This is a genomic window from candidate division KSB1 bacterium, assembly GCA_022566355.1.
In the GTDB taxonomy this organism is placed as follows: Bacteria; Zhuqueibacterota; JdFR-76; order JdFR-76; family DREG01; genus JADFJB01.
In genome coordinates this window covers 1-18,007 of the sequence record JADFJB010000097.1, presented here as the reverse complement: position 1 = coordinate 18,007, position 18,007 = coordinate 1, and the positions used below count along the sequence as shown (strand labels likewise).

Below are 18,007 nucleotides of genomic sequence, written 5' to 3'. Positions count from 1 at the left end.
GACCGGCGCCATGGGAGACATCGGCATCCAATTGCCGGCAAAGTTTGATTTGAAAGGTATCTTATCAATTGTACTTCAAATCCTGGGATTGACATGGAATGTCATCCGGCAAAAATTGGTCAAACGATTGGGAGAAAAGGTTGTTAGTGGGGTAGAAAAAACGGTTGATATCGTGAAGAGAATTGTTACAGAAGGTCCAATGGCGCTGTGGGAGATGATCAAAGAAAAGGCGGCGGAGATCAAACAACAGGTGATGGAAGGCATCCGCAATTGGGCTATAGTGGAATTGGTGAAACAAGGAATTATCAAACTTTTAAGTTTTCTCAACCCGGCTGGCGTTATTGTTCAGGCAATTCTGGCGATCTACAATACAATTATGTTCTTCGTCGAGAATGGGAAACGCATCGTAGAATTTGTTAAAACCGTTTTTAATTCAATCGGCGATATCGCCATGGGCAAGATCGGCGCAGCTGCTTCCGCCGTGGAACGCGCTTTGGCGATGACTATTCCCATTATCTTGAATTTTCTAGCACGGCTATTGAATTTAAGTGGAATTGGTAAAGCTGTTAAAAAGATCATCTTGAAGATTAGGGCACCCATTGATAAAGTTATGAACAAAGCAATTGATTTTATTGTGAAGAAGGCTAAAAAGTTGTTTGGGAAAGGTAAGGCGGTAGTTAAGAAAGGGGTTGAGAAAGCAAAGAGCCTATTATTTCCTGAAAAAGCCTTTAAAGCTGGAGGCGAAAGACATAAGATCTGGGTTAAGAAAGGTTCTACCCCTGTTTTAATGATTTCTAGTACTACTAATCCAATAGAGGAGTTCTTGGATTCTTTCAAAAGAGAACAAGGTACAAATCTTAAAGCTGATAAGAAAGCGAAAATACAAGAAGCAAAAAATTTAATTAACAATGAAATAAATCCTTTGCTTAAAAAAGTTAAAACTGCGAATAAAACGAATCAGAAGAAAAAAATAAAACAATTACAGCAAGCCTTGCTTCAAAAAGAGGTGTCCTTATCTAATTTAATTAAACAAATTGTTGGAAAGAAAGAGCTAAAAGTAGATCAATTGGAATATAACCTAGAAGGTTTAACGGGAACCTATGCATCTATGCCAAAACCAAAACGAGACGATATGACAGCAGATCATCAACCCCAGGCTTCCATATTAGTATTCTCAAAAAACTTGCCCTATTTTGCTGGAGTTCCTGCGATGCAAAATAGGGGTTCAAAAAGGGCAGCTAATGGTTTTGCGATTAATCTTCAAGATGGGCGGCATAGGGCCGGCAGAACCTATGGAGGGAAAGGAACGGGTACAAAAAATAAATTTGTCGAAAAGGTTACTAATGAAACAAAAAATCTGAACACGGAAAAGAGAAAACGATATGCAGTGGTTAAGTTGCTCAAAGTTGAACTCGCTGAAGATGTAAAAGCTATGCGAAATGTAATCAAAGACAAAAATAATTTCAGAGATATACAGAAGCTGAATTTGCCGCACAAAGATGATGAAAAAAAATTAGTTAGCAAAGTTAAGAGTCAAATATCAAGGGGAGAAGATAAAATAGCAGGACAGAATTTAGATATTCTAAAAGGATCTTGAATTCTAAATAGCAAGAAAATAGATTTGCTTTTTATCTAATCATAAATTAACCAAAAGGAGGTCACCATGGCAGATATAAACCTTAAACCTTTCGCCCAACTTTGATTGCAAGAGTTGCTGCATTCAGATACTTACATATCTCTTAAGGGCAACAATTTGGTGCCGAAAAAAACCAAATTTAGAAACAGCTTTGAAGTTTGGGGTTTGATCAATCAATAATCGGAACTCAGATCGAAATATTTAATTGCCTTTATCTTTCATTATTTCACAAATTACATTATTCTGTTACATACTGATATTTTGTTCAATAATTTGATTGGACGAATGATGAAGTGACGAATAGTTTAGAATTACCAGGCATAGCCGATATTGTGATAAATTGCTCCTCGTAAAAGCAAATGAAAAAAAACTTACAAAAACTAACCTCTACGGAATACGACCTCCTCATCATCGGCGGCGGCATTTATGGCGCGACCGCGGTTTGGGATGCCAGTTTGCGGGGCTTGAAAGTTGCTCTCATCGAAAAAGGCGATTTTGGTTGTGAAACCTCGTCGAACAGTTTAAAAATTATCCATGGTGGATTGCGGTATATTCAGCAGGCAGATTTTAAACGGATGCGGGAATCCATTCGTGAACGATGGATTTTGATGCACATCGCACCACACCTGGTGCATCCGTTAAGATGCTTAATGCCTACTTATGGCCACCTGGGAAAAGGTCCCGAGGCTATGAAAATCGCATTAATGCTGAACGATCTGGTAGGACTGGATCGCAATAAACTCGATGATCCGCAGAAAAGATTGCCCAATGGGAAAGTGGTTTCGCGAAAGTCTTGTCTTGAACAGATCCCGGGAGTCAGGACGGAAAACTTATCCGGTGGCGCTATTTGGTACGATTGCCAGGTTTATAATTCTGAACGGTTAATCATTTCTTACCTTAGGTCTGCGCAAGAACGGGGCGCAGATTTGGCGAATTACGTGGAGGCGAAGGGATATTTAATTCAGGACAACCGTGTTGCAGGTGTAAAGGTTTTTGATCATGAATCCGGTGAAACTCTGGAAATAAGATCAAAAATGGTATTAAATACCAGCGGTCCCTGGCTAAATCGAATGTTGGGATGGATGCAATCTGACCAACCCCGTCATAAAGTTAAATTATCTGTGGCTATGAATTTGGTCACCAGGCCGTTAGTTAAAGGCTGTGCTGCAGGTATTACCGGAAGACGGACCAACGTTGAAAATGGTAAAATTGTCGAAAAGGGAAAGAAAATCTATTTCATTACTCCCTGGCGAAATTATTCTTTGGTTGGAACTATTAATGATCCATACGAAGGGGATCCGTCGGATTTTTCAATGACCGAATCTAAATTACAGCAATTCATTGATGAAATAAATTATGCCCTTCCAGGAAACCAGTTAAGTCGCGAGGATGTCTATTTTTATCATGCAGGCCTGGTTCCTATGGAGCGACCGGATCCCAAATCCGGCGAAGTGGTGGTAACCAAGCAGTACAAAATATTTGATCATTCGAAAGAGGATAACATTGACGGAGTGGTTTCTGTTCTTGGCGTAAAATATACCACCGCCCGGGATGTGTCTGTAAAAGTCATTGATTTGGTGATGAAGAAGTTAAATAAAGAAAAAATGAATAGTCAAACCGAAAAAGAGCGGATCTTTGGCGGGGAAATAAATCGTTTCGACGATTTTCTAAATCAAGCCAGAACACGATTTAAAGACAAGCTGTCTGATTCCGTAATCGATCAACTGGTTCGTAATTATGGATCGGAATTTCCACGTGTATTAAAATATGGGGAAGAAAATCCGGACTGGTTGAAACCATTCAAAGGAACGTCTGTTCTACCTGCAGAAATTATTCATGCAGTTCGTGAAGAAATGGTCGTTCATCTTTCCGATGTTGTTTTGCGGAGAACGGAAATGGGTTCTGCCGGGAATCCGGGTGATGCCGTTTTGTTTGAAGCAGCTAAATTGATTGCAGAAGAATTAGGGTGGGATGAGAAGATGGTGGAAAAAGAAATTGAAATGACAAAAGGGGTTTATGAGCTGGATGCTTGATTCTGGATGCTTGATTCTGGATGCTTGATTCTGGATGCTGGATGCTGGATGCTGGATGCTGGATGCTGGATGCTGGATGCTGGATGCTGGATACTTGATACTTGATACTTGATACTTGATACTTGATACTGGATACTGGATGTTGGATACTGGATAATTGAGTCTAGATGCTGGATACTTGTGGCTGGATTCTTGATATTTGACACTAGAATGGAGATTTTATTTTTTACTAATGTGTTGTTTTTCAACAGATTGTATGAACATATTCAATTTTTTGCCCAACATTTGAATTTTTCCATGGAGAGTATAATATAGTTGTTCATCTTTGAGAGATTTTGTTTCAAATAGAGTTTCTAAATGATCCAATGTTTCGTCATTTGATGCGATTGCATAATATAAGAATCTAATAAAATCTTGCTTATATTGTCGCCGACCATACCCCTCAACTATCGTAGATTTAACAGATTTAATTGACCGTCGAATTTGTTGGCCTTCCTCGTACATTTCATATTTTGATAATTTATGAAATGTCATTCTATGAATTTCTACTACCAATTCACGAGCTAATTGCCAAATTTCTAGATTTTTGTAATTCATAATTTCCCCCCAAGTAAGAGAGTTTTATTTGGATAGTATGAATTAATGTAAAATATATTACTGAATTGTTAAATTTAATTATAATTAAGGTTTAAATTCATCAATTATAGTATTATAAAACGTAGTTAGTTAGTTTGTGTAGTCCAGTATCCAGTATCCAGTATCCAGTTATTTCTCCGCCAAATGATACGCAGCTAAAATTTTCTGGGAGAGTTCTTCCGCAATTTCCTGGGCAGCGATACTTAGCGCTTTTACAACTTCTAAAGGTTTCTTAGATTCTGCAGGAATCCTTCGGGAAATAGTACCTTTCCAAATGATTTGTTTCTTATTGTATTTTGAGACTTGAAATTCAATTTCCATAAATCCATACCATCGATCCGTTTCATCCCATTCTTCAATTTTATGAATATGGCCATCAATGACTAAATCTATCGTTTGTATTGATGGAAGACGAACGACTTTGTTAAATTGATTCGAATGGGTCAAATAATCGAATAACCCATTTTCAACTAATTTTGATGGCTCACTTGCCCATTGATGGTAATTGTAAAACTGCACTTCGTAAGGTGATTCGCGGTAGGCTAATTTGTAGTTGGAAAAGATTGGTTCAATAGTAAATGGTGCGATGCCAATGGTAATGGCAGAAGAAACCGGGTTCGGCGAATGAGTATTTAAGTGCAAAACATAATAGTGAGTTTGAGGAATCCCGGCACATCCCGATGCTAAAAATGTAAATAGAAAAAATCGTATTAAATTTCTCTTCATTGGTACTCCTAATTCTTCGGTAGCTTTCTTGCTTTGATATCTGATTTACGTACTAGATTCCATGGCCTTTCCCGGATGTTGCGGCTGAATTCTTCAAGGTTGCGAGTGGATCTTTCCAGGTTTGCCAAAATTGATTTATATGAATAGGTGTTCTCAGCCATCACGCCGTCAATCATGCCAATCGAATGGGTTAGTTCTTGCAGAAAAGTTTGGGTTTCGGCCAAAGTGGAACTTAAATTGTTTATAACATCATCAACAACATCTTCATTTTTCATAAATAAAGTATCAAAGCGACTGGAAATATTGCTAAAATCAACCGCCATTTGATTTAGATTGATTAATAAATCCGAAAGTTGAACTGAATTTGAGGTCAGAATACTGTTCAAGTTTGTCAGAATATTTGCTAATCCCTGTTGATTCTGTGCATTAAACAATTCATTCACTTGTGTAATCGTAACTTTAAAGGACTCTGCCATTTCACTCAATGGCATAGCAAGCTGCGAAAATGTGGTTGCATTTAGAGACGGTATTTCACTATCGGGTGGCAGTAGAGGCGCTTCGGGTGAACCGGGCATAATTTCCAAATAAAACTCACCGAGAAACCCTAAAGATGTCAGGTATGCACGTGAATCGGTTTTAATGGGCGTACCTGCATTGATCTCTATCACTAGTTCAATTTCAGGAGAATTGGCAATAGGCGGACGAATATCTGCAATTCTGCCGATATATTGTCCTCCTAAACGAACCGGGGTTCCTTCCTCAAAACCACCAACAAAAGCTAACTTAGTTGTGTATTTGACTGAAGTGTTTTCATATTCAAAATCAGATACAATGAATAAAAATAGTAACAGTAAAAAACCGCTGAGGACGACCATTAAGCCGACTTTAACTTCTTGCATTCGATAGTTCATGCTAAAATCCATTACCGGTTAAGGCGTTAAGTAATTTTTCACGATCAACTTCTTCTTTGTCTGCTTCTCTTTTCATGAATTGTTGAATATATGAATGTTGATTATTTTTAATTTCTTCAGTAGTACCTACTGCCAATATTTTTCCATTATGCATCATCGCAATTCGGTCGGCAATTAATTCTACGGATGCCATTTCATGTGTAACAACCACTAATGTCATCTGGAATGCTTGTCGTAACTTTAACAATAATTCATCGATCCCGGCTGCCACTATGGGATCCAAACCGGCAGATGGCTCATCGCAAAATAAAACTTCCGGATCCATGGCAATTGCCCGGGCAAGACCCGCGCGTTTTCTCATTCCACCGGAAAGTTGAGATGGCATAAAATCTTCAAATCCGCTTAATCCAACCATGTCTAATTTCATTCTTGCCATAATTTGAATGGTGGAATCTTCCAGGTTCGTATGTTCTTGTAAAGCCAATGCGACATTATCGGCTAAAGTCATTGAATTAAAAAGAGCGGATCCTTGAAATAACATGCCGATTTTTTTTAATACTTCGACGTTTTCATCTTCTGACATTCGGGCCATATCTTGGCCATATAGCAGTATCTCACCGGAAGTGGGTTTTTGTAAACCGATGAGATGACGGAGCAGAGTGCTTTTGCCACATCCGGATCGTCCCAAAATAACGAAAGTTTCATCCTCATAAATATCGAGATTTAAGCCATTCAAAACGGTTAAATCACCATAGGAAGTGACAAGGTCACGAATTTGGATGATCGGTTTTTTTTTAATCGATGTCATCAAAATGTCGAATAAAATAACCCGGTAAAGAAAACATCAGCCACAATGATCATGAACATTGAAGCCACAACCGAGCTGGTCGTTCTTTTGCCAACACTTTCCGCTCCTCCAGATGCTGCAAAGCCCTGGTAACAGGCAATGGTTACAATAATCCAAGCAAAAACCACACTCTTGAATAACCCGGTAAGCAGATCTTTCATCACCAAAGCGGAGGCAGTTTGGTTCATATAAAGTGTAAAATCAATATTTTCCATATAAATACCCACAACCACGCCACCGGTTATACCAATGACATCTGAGATTAAAGTCAGACAGGGAAGCATGACCATCATTGCCATAACACGGGGAACTACCAGGAAGGGCACCGGATTGAGTCCCATGGTTTTCAGAGCATCGATTTCTTCCGAAACTTGCATGGTTGAAATTTCAGCTGCAATAGCGGAGCCGCTTCTTCCGGCGATAATGATGGCGGTCAGCATCGGACCAAGTTCCCGGGTTATCGATACGCCCACCAGGTTTGCCATAAATATGGTTGCTCCGAATGGTTTTAGTTGGTAGGCGGACTGCATACCCAGGATTAATCCGACGAAGAATCCAATGATTGCAACGATGGGTATGGAATCAAAACCGATTCGCACCATTTGAATGATTGTAGAATTCCAACGTAGTTTTTTGCCTTTGAATGGCGCGGCAACCAACCAATAAATTCCCTGTCCGACTAACCGAGAATACCGATCAATTTGCCATAAAGAATCGAGGGTCCAACGACCAATACCGCCTAATATAATTCTAAGTGTGGAAATCTGCTATCCTCCCACCGGCTCATTTTTTTCATCTAACTCATTTAGCGCTGTGTCAATATCTTCATAGATCGTAAACACAGTATTTAAACGGCTTAATTCGAACACTTTATTTACCATAGGTTGTAGTCCACTCAAAATAAATTTGCCTTTGTAAGATTCTACCTTTTGTAAACCTTCCACCATAGAAGCAAGTCCGGAACTATCCATATAAGGGACCCCGCTTAAATCGACTATGATGATAGGCACTTTCCGGGAAGCAAGTTCCAGAATAATTTTTCTAGCTTCTCGAGACGAATATAAATCAACTTCTCCTGAAAGAATAACAGTAGCCAGATTTTCAGTTTGATCGACTTGAATATTAATCGAATCCTTCATTGGATTTGCTTCTCTCCTTTATAAGAATCAAACGATTTCGTTTATTTGAAGTATCAAAAATCACCTCATCCATAAGGGATTTCATGAAATGTACTCCTAGACCTCCTGGTTTTACGTCTTCCAGGGCTCGTGATTTGATTTTTTCCGGCTCCAATGGAATACCCTCATCTTCCAGTTCCAGTTGTAATTTATCCTTGCTGGAAGAAAGAGTTATATAGATCGGGCAATTTGCCTGGTTGCAATACGAATGTTCAATGATGTTGGCAAAAGCTTCATTCGCAGCTAATTGCATGGATTGAATATCCTTTTCTTCAAAATCGTAAATTTGGCCTACAGACTCAAGAACAGAACGAAGTACCTTGAGATAGCGAGCATCACCGGGAACCGTGAGCGACACTTTATTGGATTGTTTTGATTGATTTTTCATTAGATAGATCAGAAAATTTTGTTATGATTACACTAAGGTAAATCGGCAAGTTTGAATGTAAAAATTAGTATTCATCACTGCCAAAATATCGATTTTAACTTTTCATTTATCATCTCAATTCCATCTGATTGCGACCAGGGTTAAATCATCATGCTGAGTCGAATTTTTTGATAATTTCAATACTTTATTCAAAACAAATTCAGTCAACATTTTTGGAGATTCCCACGGCTTTGCTATTATGTCAGCAAGAATTTCCAAACTCATTTGTTCACCTTGGATATTGCGGGCCTCACTAATGCCATCGGTAAAAAGGACGAGATAATCTCCATGCTCTAACTGAAAACTCTCCTGCTGGTAGATGGATTCTTCCCGGATTGCCAAAGGAATCTCCTTCGCCAGGCCAATGATATCCACCTTATTGCCAAGATGATTTATTCGTAGCATTGGACCATGTCCTGCATTGACATAAGTTATGAGGCCGGTTTTGGCGTTTAGAACGGCATATGCCAGGGTGACAAACATGCCATTGCGGCTTCTTTCTACAAGTTGTTTATTCAATCGGCTAACAGTTTCACTCGGGTTATTCAATTGGGTAAAAAAGCGAAAATCACTTAAAACGCGAGCCATATATAAAGCTGCCGGAATGCCTTTTCCACAAACATCTCCAATAACGATTGCAAGATGATTTTCATCCAACATTAAAAAATCATAAAAATCTCCACCAATGGATTTTGCTGCTTTGTAAGCCGCCCAGGTTTCGAAGCGATTGTTTTCACATTTAGGGAAAGATTGCGGCAAGAAACTTTGTTGTATAACTTGCGCCGATTCCAACTGCTGCTGAATTCGTTCTCTTTCAAGTAGAACTCGGTGCAACCTGGCATTTTCCACAGCCATAGCTACGCTTCCGCAAAAAGTGTTAAATAAATCCTCATCATCTGATGAAAATGACTTGCCGTCACGACGGTTGATCACCTCAGCGACACCGATTAACTTATCTTTAAATATCAAGGGTGAGGCCAGCATGCTCTTGGTTTGGAACCCGGTTATTTTATCCGCACCTTTGAAGAAACGAGGATCGTTTTGAACATCCGCTACATTGAGGGACTTTTTCTCTTTTGCAACCCATCCGGCAATTCCCTGGCCCATTTCCAGTGAGATATTTTCTTTTATGGCACTGCCAACATTTCCCAGGGCTGATTGTACTTCAAGCCGATTGGTTTCATGATTCAATAATAACACCGAGCCGGCTTCCGCATCCATCACTTCCTGCGTTTTTTCCAGGACCAGGCTGATTACCTTGTCTAAATCCAACGAAGAGTTGATAATCGTGCTGACTTCAATCAGGGTGGCTAACCTTTTCGCCTTTTTTTTGAGGACTGTAATGTTATTCTTTGTCATAAAATTTGGATCTTTTAAGGATATAAGTTCTTATTTTAAAAATAAAAATTGAACCTCTTGTATTAGATCTGGATATCCGAAAGAAAATTGGAAAGCGCTGTTTAATGTATGAACAGAATACAAATTGTGCAAAATATTTCTTAACCTGAATGACTCAATACTTAATTATACAGAGGTGTTGCTTGATTAAGAACAATACATTATAGGTAATATTTTATTTAAATTCACTTTGAAAAGGTTTGTATTTGATTTTCTGAAAACCAATTAATAATTTCAGATTTTCTCCTGTTTTAATATTTCAGGTTAAATAAAATTGCTTTCATGTGTCACGAAAATGGTTGATATAAAATTAATAAAACTCTATATTTTCTAGCGAATTTTGAAGGAGTCTAAAATTGAATTTGCAGCTAAACGATAAATCAGTCCTGATTACAGGCGCCAGTAGTGGAATCGGCAGATCAGCAGCAATTTTATTCAGCCAGGAAGGCGCTAATGTTGGTTTGATGGCTCGCGATGAATTGCGTCTAAATTCAATTGTTGCTTCTATAAAACAAAGCGGTGGGAAAGCGTTAGTATGTTCAGGGGATGTTACCAAACCTGATGATTGTAAACAGTCGATCAAAACATTTTTATCAGAATTTGGTAAATTAGATATTTTGGTGAATGCCGCTGGTATCCTTGCAAAAGGTACCATTGAAGACACCTCTTTAGAGGACTGGGATCACACAATCGAAATCAACTTGCGTGCCATATTTATAATGATGAATTTAGCGGTGCCGTATTTGATTAAATCAAAAGGCGTTATTATTAATGTTTCGAGCGTGAATGGAATGAGATCTTTCCCTGGTGTGCTTGCTTATAATGTGAGTAAATCTGCTGTCGATCAACTGACCAGATGTGCAGCTTTGGAATTGGCAGAAAAAGGTGTTCGTGTAAATTCCGTAAATCCCGGGATGACATTAACTGAATTGCATAAACGCGGTGGCATGGATGAAGAAACATATCAGAAATTTAAAGAGCATTCATACGATACACATCCCATTGCAAACGGACTTAACAGGTTGTCCAATCCGGAAGAAGTAGGGTGCTTGATACTTTACCTGTCGTCAGCGAAGGCCGAGTGGATTACCGGTGTGAATTACCTGATTGACGGCGGCAGAGGACAAACATGTTTTCGATAATATGAAAAGTTAGGAGTGAATTATGGCTATTAGTAGTAGCCTTATCGTATTGGGGGATCGAGTTTTGATTGAGCCGGATGAAGGAGAAACCCGGACAGAAGTGGGTTTGTATTTACCCAAATGGGCGCTGGAAAAAGAAACAGTTCAGGGTGGTTTTATAGCAGCAACCGGACCTGGAATTCCTCTTCCCAGCCCAAATGATGTTGCAGAAGAACCCTGGGAAACCGCCGGATCTCCCGCTCAATTTGTGCCCATGCAAGTGGAAGTGGGAGATTACGCGATTTTTCTGCGTAAATCGGCAATCGATATTAAATTTGAAGGGAAGAATTATTTGGTTGTACCTCAATCAGGTATTTTGGTAATTGAACGAAAATAGAACTTAAAGTACGAATTAAATTTAGTCCTGGACAACTTTGAGTTGACTTGGATTAAGCCATTTAACGTACTGAAGATGATTATGAAAAATATGAGGAAGAGAAGAAATTACCATTTGAATTTTGGCTTTAAATGGTTGATTTTATTGATTATATGTTCATTGGTATTTTTCAATTGTGGTAATGATGCCCAATATCAATTACATGTTTTTGGCTTAACCGAAAATCATGTTTTGGAATCAGACACTGTAGTTTTTTCGTTTATTGTGTCGCCTGAGGATTGGAAAGAAAAAGGAATTAGTGTTCAATTTATACTTGATCAGGAGCAGTACCTAACTTTTGAAAAGGATACATTGGTTTCATTTAGCGGACTTACCCCGGGAGCACATGCTGTAATCGGACTCATTTGTAATTCCAATGGAATCACAAATAAGGATGAAAATGCCCTTGTCATTCGAAATTTTTATTATAAACAAAAAACACAACCTCTGTTGCAAAACGACAAACCACTTCTGGTTGTGTGCCAACCTAACAAAAAAATATTTCGTGGGCAAGAAGCAGATCAAATTTTATTTGATTTCAGGGTGATCAATGCTGAATTAGGATCGGGATATCGATTACATTATAATTTAGATGGCCAGGATGTTTATTTGGATGAAGAGAAACATGTATGGATTGAAAATGCTCGGAAACCTGGCAATCATCAATTAAGAGTAACACTTGAAACCGAAGCGGGAAGCCCGGTATTGGATAACCCGTTTAACGATATAACCCTAACCTTTCGAGTTGTAGAAAAGTAGATTTTAGATAGGGTTATTAGTCGAGTTCCTACATTAATGTTCGCTTGATTCAACCTTTAATCTTAAGAACTTTTGGGAGCTGGCTATTTCGAGATAGCTAAAAAGCGACTTCTTCTTTTTCATGATCGTCGAATAATATCTGCTTTTAGAGTTTGGTTACAGTCAGCAAAACTTGCACGATTCAATTGATACGATCTGCCCAATTCCAGGTACCTGAGATTCTGTACAGGTTGACGTCAATCCGATAGAAATTAACCGGTCATCAAAAAAGGATCCAATTTGGAAATTAAATGCTGTTTGGAATAGCTTGTTAAAAGGTGATTGATAGAATCCGTGCAGGACATAAAAAGTATATTTACCCGGCGGAAGTTCTGCATCATCTCAATTCAAAAGATTGGATATTTTCATGGAGCATCTTAAATTGATTTGGCCAAATATTGAGAATTTATAGTGCAATGCTTTCTAGAAGATTAATGTCCAAACTGCAAGATTGTCCCCAGTTGTAGATTAAACCAACATCTATGAAATCAATAGATCCAATTGTTGAAATTTAAGTAAATATGTAGAAATTTGAAATTTCCAGTGAAGTAAATAATTATTGATGATAAACTATATCTTATATAAATGTAAATTGAATAATGTAGGAGTTTGGAATGAATATCTACGTTGGTAATGTATCCCATTCAGCTACTGAAGATGACTTACGAAAGGCGTTTGAAGCTTATGGTCAAATTACTTCTGTCAAAATCGTAAAGGATAGGTACAACGGGGAGCAAAGGGGATACGGATTCGTAGAGATGCCCGATAGGGAAGAAGCCATATCTGCAATTAAAGGCCTAAATAATAATGAACTAAAAGGACAACCACTTAATGTGATTAGAGCCCGTCGGGGAGGGGGTGGAAGCCGTGGAGGGAATCGACGTTTTTAATCATCGCTTCATCAAATCCAGAACAGTCGCAGTCATAGCCTTCACACCGGTTTTTATGGCAGGTTCCGGTAGTGGAGCAAATAAAGCCGAGTGAAGTGAAGGCAATCCTTTTCCGGTTTGTTTACTTTCTTCTACTTTTTTAGGATCGACTGCTCCAAGCCAAAAAATACTGATCGGAATTTTGGATTCTTCACGACCATAGCGGCCGAAATCTTCGCCAGCCATTACGGGACCGGTTTCAATCACATTTTCCTCTCCTAAAATCGCTTTGAAAGCTTGTACAGTTCTTCTTGTCAATTTGGGATCATTGTAAGTGGCCGGGGTATATTCATTGCGTATAGTTACTTTTGGTAGTTTATTTTCGGAAATACCAGCTCCTTTTGCAACTCCGCGGCAAATACGCTGGATAGCATCAATGGTTTTTTGTCTCACTTCATCCGAGTAAGAGCGAAGGGTCAGTTGCAGTTTTACTTCATCAGGAATGATATTATGTTTAGTGCCGCCATGGATCGATCCCACTGTTACTACTGCCGGCTCTAACGGACTTATCTCACGACTGACAATAGTCTGTAAATTCAGAATGATTTGCGCTGCCAGTACAATCGGATCTTTGGTTGTATGCGGATAGGCGCCATGACCGCCTTCACCGAAAACTGTTATGTCTACCATGTCTACATTAGCCAGGATAAACCCTTCGCAATAAGCCACTTTGCCAGCGGGAACGGTTGCGCTTGCGTGTAACGCCAGGGCAAAATCCGGGCGTGGGAATTTCTGGAATAAACCATCGGCCAGCATCATTCGGGCGCCGGCGCCGCGTTCTTCCGCCGGTTGGCCGATCATCACCAGGGTACCGCCCCAGGAGTCTTTCAGATTCACCAACATTCGCGCAGTACCAACTAGCGAGGTCATATGGATGTCGTGTCCGCAAGCATGCATTACAGATACCTCATTGCCCTGGTCATCTTTTGTCCGAATTTTGCTGGCATAATCCAAGCCGGTGTTTTCCTTAACGGGTAGTGCATCCAAGTCCGTGCGGACCATAACAGTTGGACCAAAACCATTTTTCAAGACACCTACAACGCCATGGCCGCCCACACCATGGGTAACAGTAAATCCCAATTTCTTTAATTCGGAGCCAATTCTTTTAGCCGTTTGCTCTTCATGAAATGAAAGCTCCGGATTCATATGCAGATGTTTGTATAATGCATCCAGATAGGGGTAATCGGCGGTTAAATATTTTTCAATATTTTCGTAAGTAGAATTTTGAGAGAAACTTAAGACTGGTAGGACAAGTATGGCGACTAGAATAAATCGGATTGAACTGCACATTTGTTTCTTCATATCTGACCCTTTCTAAAATTGTTTTCTAATTTCAAATCGTAGAGATGCTCCGTTAAGTTTGTCTTGAGCTTGCCGAATGGCACAAGGTGACAATTTCTTTGATTGATGTAAATTAAAGGATAGCTCGATAAACAAGCAAGAGAAATTTTGGGAAGGAAATAATAAGGGTGGCCGCAACCACCCTTATCGCTTAACAAAATAGTTTTGTCAACTATTATTCATTCAGGATTAAACTGATCCGATATTCTCCAACCGGATTACCAGCAGTATCCAGAAGGATTGGATCGCCTAACCCTAATTCTTTCAATGCCTCCAGTTGAGTTTCAGCATCGCCGACCACAAGAAAGATCATTTTACTCGGGTCAATATATTTCTGTGCCAGTTTATTGTGGCTTTCCATCGTCATGTTGCGGATCACAGTTTCTTCATCTTTGATATAATCTACTGGTTTATTGTAGGTTGCAATATTATTCAGCATTCCGCGTAGAGCGCCCAGGGTTTCGAAACGACGGGAATTCGATAGAATCAATGCATTTTTAGTAAATTGTAAATCTTCTTCCGAAATAACTTCACGGTACTTATTCAATTCTTCGATAAATATTTCCATCGATTCAAAAGTGGCATTACTTCTTACACTTGATGAAGCTGTAAATGGACCCGGATAAACATTACCGGAAAATCCGCTTCTGGCGCCATAGGTATAGCCTTTTTCTTCACGGAGAATCAGGTTCAAAAATCCGCTGAAACTACCGCCTAACTTATAATTCATCACAGTTGCCGCATAGTAATCAGGATCTGTTTGCGCCAACGCCAGGTAGCCAATTCTTATCTGCGACTGCTTGGCGTTTGGCACATCGACAAAATAAATTGTGGCTTTATCCTGTTTCGGCAGATTCTCGTAATGGGTAAATTCTACCTCCTTGGCCATCCATTTTTCAGCCAGTGATTTAAAAGCTTTCATCGCCTTTGATTTGGAGATATTACCCGCAATTGCTATATGGGCAACAGACGGAGAAAAGCAATTTTCATAGTAACTTTTTTGATCATCGATAGTGATCTGCTCGACAATCTCCACCGTACCTAAAGTAGAATTGGCCAGAATGTGATCCTTACCATACACAAGCTTGGAGAATACTTCGCTTGCAATTGTGGAGGGATTTGCTTTTCTTCGGTTGATGGTCTCGATGGTTTCGTCTTTGACCCTGGCGAATTCCTTCTCATCCCATCGCGGCTCGAGTAAAATTTCTTCGACGAGGGCGAAAGTCTCCTCAAACTTGGAGGCAAGCATGTTTGCCTGGATAACGATAGATGTCTTGGTTGTTAACATTCTTATGCTCGAGCCCAGTCCGTCTATGGCTTCTTCCAGTTCCACCGGTGTTTTGTTTTTGGTGCCTTCCATCATGATATCCGTCATCAGGTTGGCAACTCCGATCTTGTCCATCTGATCCATCAACATTCCACCTTTTATAGTCAGGGAAAACTGAACCAACGGAAGTTCATTATGCACAATCCCCAGGACTTTCAAACCATTATCAAGCTCCTCTTGCCAGATTGTCGGTATTGTAAGCTCCGGGCTGGTACCTTTTTCCGGTTCGATGGTACGATCGAAACTGGTAGGAATTTTAACTATTTCCATCGCTTCGGTTGCCGCCTTCTTCTCTTCTTTCTTCATTTTGACGATAGCCTCTTCCACTACCGGGAATCTCTCGGAATTTTCAGCAATAAGTTCAGTTTTACCTTTGGGAACAAAGCTGGTCAAAACAAAGGGTTTGTCTTTGATGTAGGTATTGTAAACCCTTAAAACATCTTCTGATGTAACGTTTAGTGAACTCTGTAAATCCTGTGAAATAAAGCCGGGTGAGTTGGCATACTCGTTGTATGATGCGAGCTGATACGCTTTGAAAAAAATACTTGAAATTCTGTTGTAAAAGCCCGTTTCCAGTTTAGCCTTAATTCTTGACAGATCCATTTCCGTAAAGCCTTCATCCTCGAATTTTTTTAAGGCTGCAAAAATTGCAACTTCTACTTCACTTAAATTCTTATCCGGAAAGGCCCGAATTCGAATTCGAAAAGACCCTGCCAGTTCATTGCTGGATTGAAATGCCGAGACAGATGGCGCCAATTTCTTTTCTTCGACCAAAACCTTGTACAATGGGGCTTTTTTCCCGTCCGCAAGCAGATCACTCAGAAGAGCTAGTGCATAAGCGTCTTTGCTATATTGCTCGACTGTCGGGAATACCATATTCAATTCCGGTGATTTGGCAAAATTATCTTCATGATAAACTCGTTTTGAACTCTCCAAAGTAACATTCATAGGTTCACGATCAGTAACGGGATCAGACGATTTGATTTCACCAAAATATTTTTCAACCCATTCTTTCACCTGTTTTTTGTCGTAATCGCCTGCGATCACCATAGTCGCATTATTGGGGCCATACCATTTGGTATAGAAATCTTTCACATCCTGCAAATCAGCATTTTTCAGGTCTACCAATTCACCGATAACCTGCCAGTTGTAAGGATGATCTTCCGGGTACAAACATTTACCAATTACATAACTTGTATGGCCATATGGATTGTTGTCAACACGTTGCCTTTTTTCGTTCTGAACAACTTCCTGTTGATTCATGAAAGCGTCCTGGGTCACCGTACTTAGCAGGAATCCCATCCGATCCGATTCCATCCACAGCGCCATTTCCAGGGCATTTTTAGGAATGACTTCAAAATAAACCGTGGCATCCTTAGTGGTGAAACCATTCAGTGTGCCGCCGGCATTCGAAATTTTCTTGAAAAATTGAGTAATGCATCTACCAATAAAATAACGCAAGCCTCATCGCCATCACAATCTCTCCTAGTAGCAGCATGGAACATCGGATGCGCAAAAAAACCTTGTGTTTCTGAAAATCCTATTACTCTTCCAACAATTGCTGCGGATGTATGTGGAGCAAGAACCATAACCAATACTCCTGGAAGGTCTTTTTCTGATTCAAAATTGTAAAATTTATCCAGTTTATAAAATTCTTTAAGTAATTCGTCAACAAAAAAAGATATTTTTAGAGACCTATGGATGCCCTCGACTTCCCAAAAGGCTTATATTGAAGTCGAGGATTACCGTATGTTTTTCTGAATCGATAATAAAATGACCATCAAAACAAAAGACAAAAAAACAGTATTTTTGGAAACGTATGGATGCCAGATGAATGAGTACGACAGTGAACTTGTCCGTGCCATTCTTAAGAAGGAAAACTATACATTCGTGCCTAAGGAAGACGACGCCGATATTATTATGCTCAACACGTGCGCGATAAGGGAGCATGCGCATCGGAAGATCTATGGGCGGGTGCATTCGATACATCATAACAGAAGAAACAAGACACAAGATACAAGAAACAAACCGCTGATCGGCATACTCGGCTGCATGGCGACGAACTTGCGTACGGATCTATTGGAAGATAAACATTTGGATATTGATTTCATCGCGGGCCCCGATAGTTACAAACGATTACCGCAATTGATCGCAGCCGCGCAGGGTGAGGGAGATAAGCCATTTGATGTCACATTATCCGAATTCGAAACATATTCCGACATTTTTCCTGATCCTGAGAAAGGCGTCGGGACATTTGTTTCCG

General features: G+C 39.7%; 18 protein-coding genes. 7 read left to right on the top strand and 11 right to left on the bottom strand.

Translation table 11 applies throughout. The annotated features are described in order from the left end of the window. Nucleotides 1-127 precede the first annotated feature (127 nt). Together IIC38_15275 and IIC38_15270 are read left to right on the top strand one after the other, a co-directional pair. Nucleotides 128-1,597 carry a hypothetical protein gene (locus tag IIC38_15275; GenBank protein ID MCH8127297.1) on the top strand — a complete coding sequence of 490 codons (1,470 nt, stop codon included), beginning with the start codon at nt 128-130 and terminating at the stop codon, nt 1,595-1,597. A gap of 398 nt (nt 1,598-1,995) precedes the next feature. Further along, nucleotides 1,996-3,669 (top strand): glycerol-3-phosphate dehydrogenase/oxidase, encoded by a 1,674-nt coding sequence (locus IIC38_15270; GenBank protein ID MCH8127296.1) that lies wholly within the window; start codon nt 1,996-1,998, stop codon nt 3,667-3,669. A 219-nt stretch (nt 3,670-3,888) separates the two neighbouring features. Here the strand turns inward: IIC38_15270 and IIC38_15265 are convergent, their stop codons facing one another. The 8 genes from IIC38_15265 to IIC38_15230 form a co-directional block, all read right to left on the bottom strand. Then, entirely contained in the window at nt 3,889-4,266 is a 378-nt protein-coding gene (locus tag IIC38_15265; protein MCH8127295.1) for a four helix bundle protein, read from the bottom strand. 168 nt (nt 4,267-4,434) lie between these two features. Continuing rightward, on the bottom strand, nt 4,435-5,031 hold the full coding sequence (locus IIC38_15260) for a membrane integrity-associated transporter subunit PqiC (GenBank protein ID MCH8127294.1): 597 nt from the start codon (nt 5,029-5,031) through the stop codon (nt 4,435-4,437). A gap of 8 nt (nt 5,032-5,039) precedes the next feature. Then, a complete protein-coding gene (locus IIC38_15255) occupies nt 5,040-5,942 on the bottom strand; it encodes an MCE family protein (protein MCH8127293.1) in 903 nt (300 codons plus the stop codon). Between the two features lies 1 nt (nt 5,943). Further along, nucleotides 5,944-6,750, bottom strand: a complete 807-nt coding sequence (locus IIC38_15250) for an ABC transporter ATP-binding protein (protein MCH8127292.1) — start codon at nt 6,748-6,750, stop codon at nt 5,944-5,946. Further along, nucleotides 6,750-7,448, bottom strand: coding sequence for an ABC transporter permease (locus tag IIC38_15245; GenBank protein MCH8127291.1), 699 nt, complete (start codon nt 7,446-7,448; stop codon nt 6,750-6,752). The genes IIC38_15250 and IIC38_15245 overlap by 1 nt, the downstream gene beginning before the upstream one ends. A gap of 108 nt (nt 7,449-7,556) precedes the next feature. After that, entirely contained in the window at nt 7,557-7,928 is a 372-nt protein-coding gene (locus IIC38_15240; GenBank protein ID MCH8127290.1) for an STAS domain-containing protein, read from the bottom strand. Beyond that, nucleotides 7,912-8,355, bottom strand: coding sequence for an ATP-binding protein (locus tag IIC38_15235; GenBank protein MCH8127289.1), 444 nt, complete (start codon nt 8,353-8,355; stop codon nt 7,912-7,914). Before IIC38_15235 ends, IIC38_15240 begins: the two co-directional genes overlap by 17 nt. 114 nt (nt 8,356-8,469) lie before the next feature. Beyond that, nucleotides 8,470-9,753 carry a SpoIIE family protein phosphatase gene (locus IIC38_15230; GenBank protein MCH8127288.1) on the bottom strand — a complete coding sequence of 428 codons (1,284 nt, stop codon included), beginning with the start codon at nt 9,751-9,753 and terminating at the stop codon, nt 8,470-8,472. A 395-nt stretch (nt 9,754-10,148) separates the two neighbouring features. Between IIC38_15230 and IIC38_15225 the strand changes: the two genes are divergently transcribed. The 4 genes from IIC38_15225 to IIC38_15210 all read left to right on the top strand — a co-directional run bounded on the left by IIC38_15225 (nt 10,149) and on the right by IIC38_15210 (nt 13,037). Next, on the top strand, nt 10,149-10,934 hold the full coding sequence (locus IIC38_15225) for an SDR family oxidoreductase (GenBank protein ID MCH8127287.1): 786 nt from the start codon (nt 10,149-10,151) through the stop codon (nt 10,932-10,934). 22 nt (nt 10,935-10,956) lie between these two features. Continuing rightward, complete coding sequence (locus tag IIC38_15220) at nt 10,957-11,310, top strand: co-chaperone GroES (protein ID MCH8127286.1); 354 nt, start codon at nt 10,957-10,959, stop codon at nt 11,308-11,310. Nucleotides 11,311-11,391: 81 nt separating this feature from the next. Beyond that, nucleotides 11,392-12,108, top strand: coding sequence for a hypothetical protein (locus IIC38_15215; GenBank protein MCH8127285.1), 717 nt, complete (start codon nt 11,392-11,394; stop codon nt 12,106-12,108). Nucleotides 12,109-12,761: 653 nt separating this feature from the next. Beyond that, a complete protein-coding gene (locus IIC38_15210; protein ID MCH8127284.1) occupies nt 12,762-13,037 on the top strand; it encodes an RNA-binding protein in 276 nt (91 codons plus the stop codon). On the opposite strand, the gene IIC38_15205 is transcribed toward IIC38_15210, so the two are convergent. The 3 genes from IIC38_15205 to IIC38_15195 form a co-directional block, all read right to left on the bottom strand. Continuing rightward, entirely contained in the window at nt 13,038-14,378 is a 1,341-nt protein-coding gene (locus IIC38_15205; GenBank protein MCH8127283.1) for an amidohydrolase, read from the bottom strand. A 214-nt stretch (nt 14,379-14,592) separates the two neighbouring features. Continuing rightward, nucleotides 14,593-17,205: an insulinase family protein gene (locus IIC38_15200; protein ID MCH8127282.1), complete on the bottom strand. Its 2,613-nt coding sequence runs from the start codon at nt 17,203-17,205 to the stop codon at nt 14,593-14,595. Then, entirely contained in the window at nt 17,136-17,447 is a 312-nt protein-coding gene (locus tag IIC38_15195; protein ID MCH8127281.1) for a hypothetical protein, read from the bottom strand. The genes IIC38_15200 and IIC38_15195 overlap by 70 nt, the downstream gene beginning before the upstream one ends. Before the next feature lie 70 nt (nt 17,448-17,517). Between IIC38_15195 and IIC38_15190 the strand changes: the two genes are divergently transcribed. Then, on the top strand, nt 17,518-18,007 hold a 490-nt coding region (locus tag IIC38_15190), incomplete at its 3' end, for a tRNA (N6-isopentenyl adenosine(37)-C2)-methylthiotransferase MiaB (protein ID MCH8127280.1).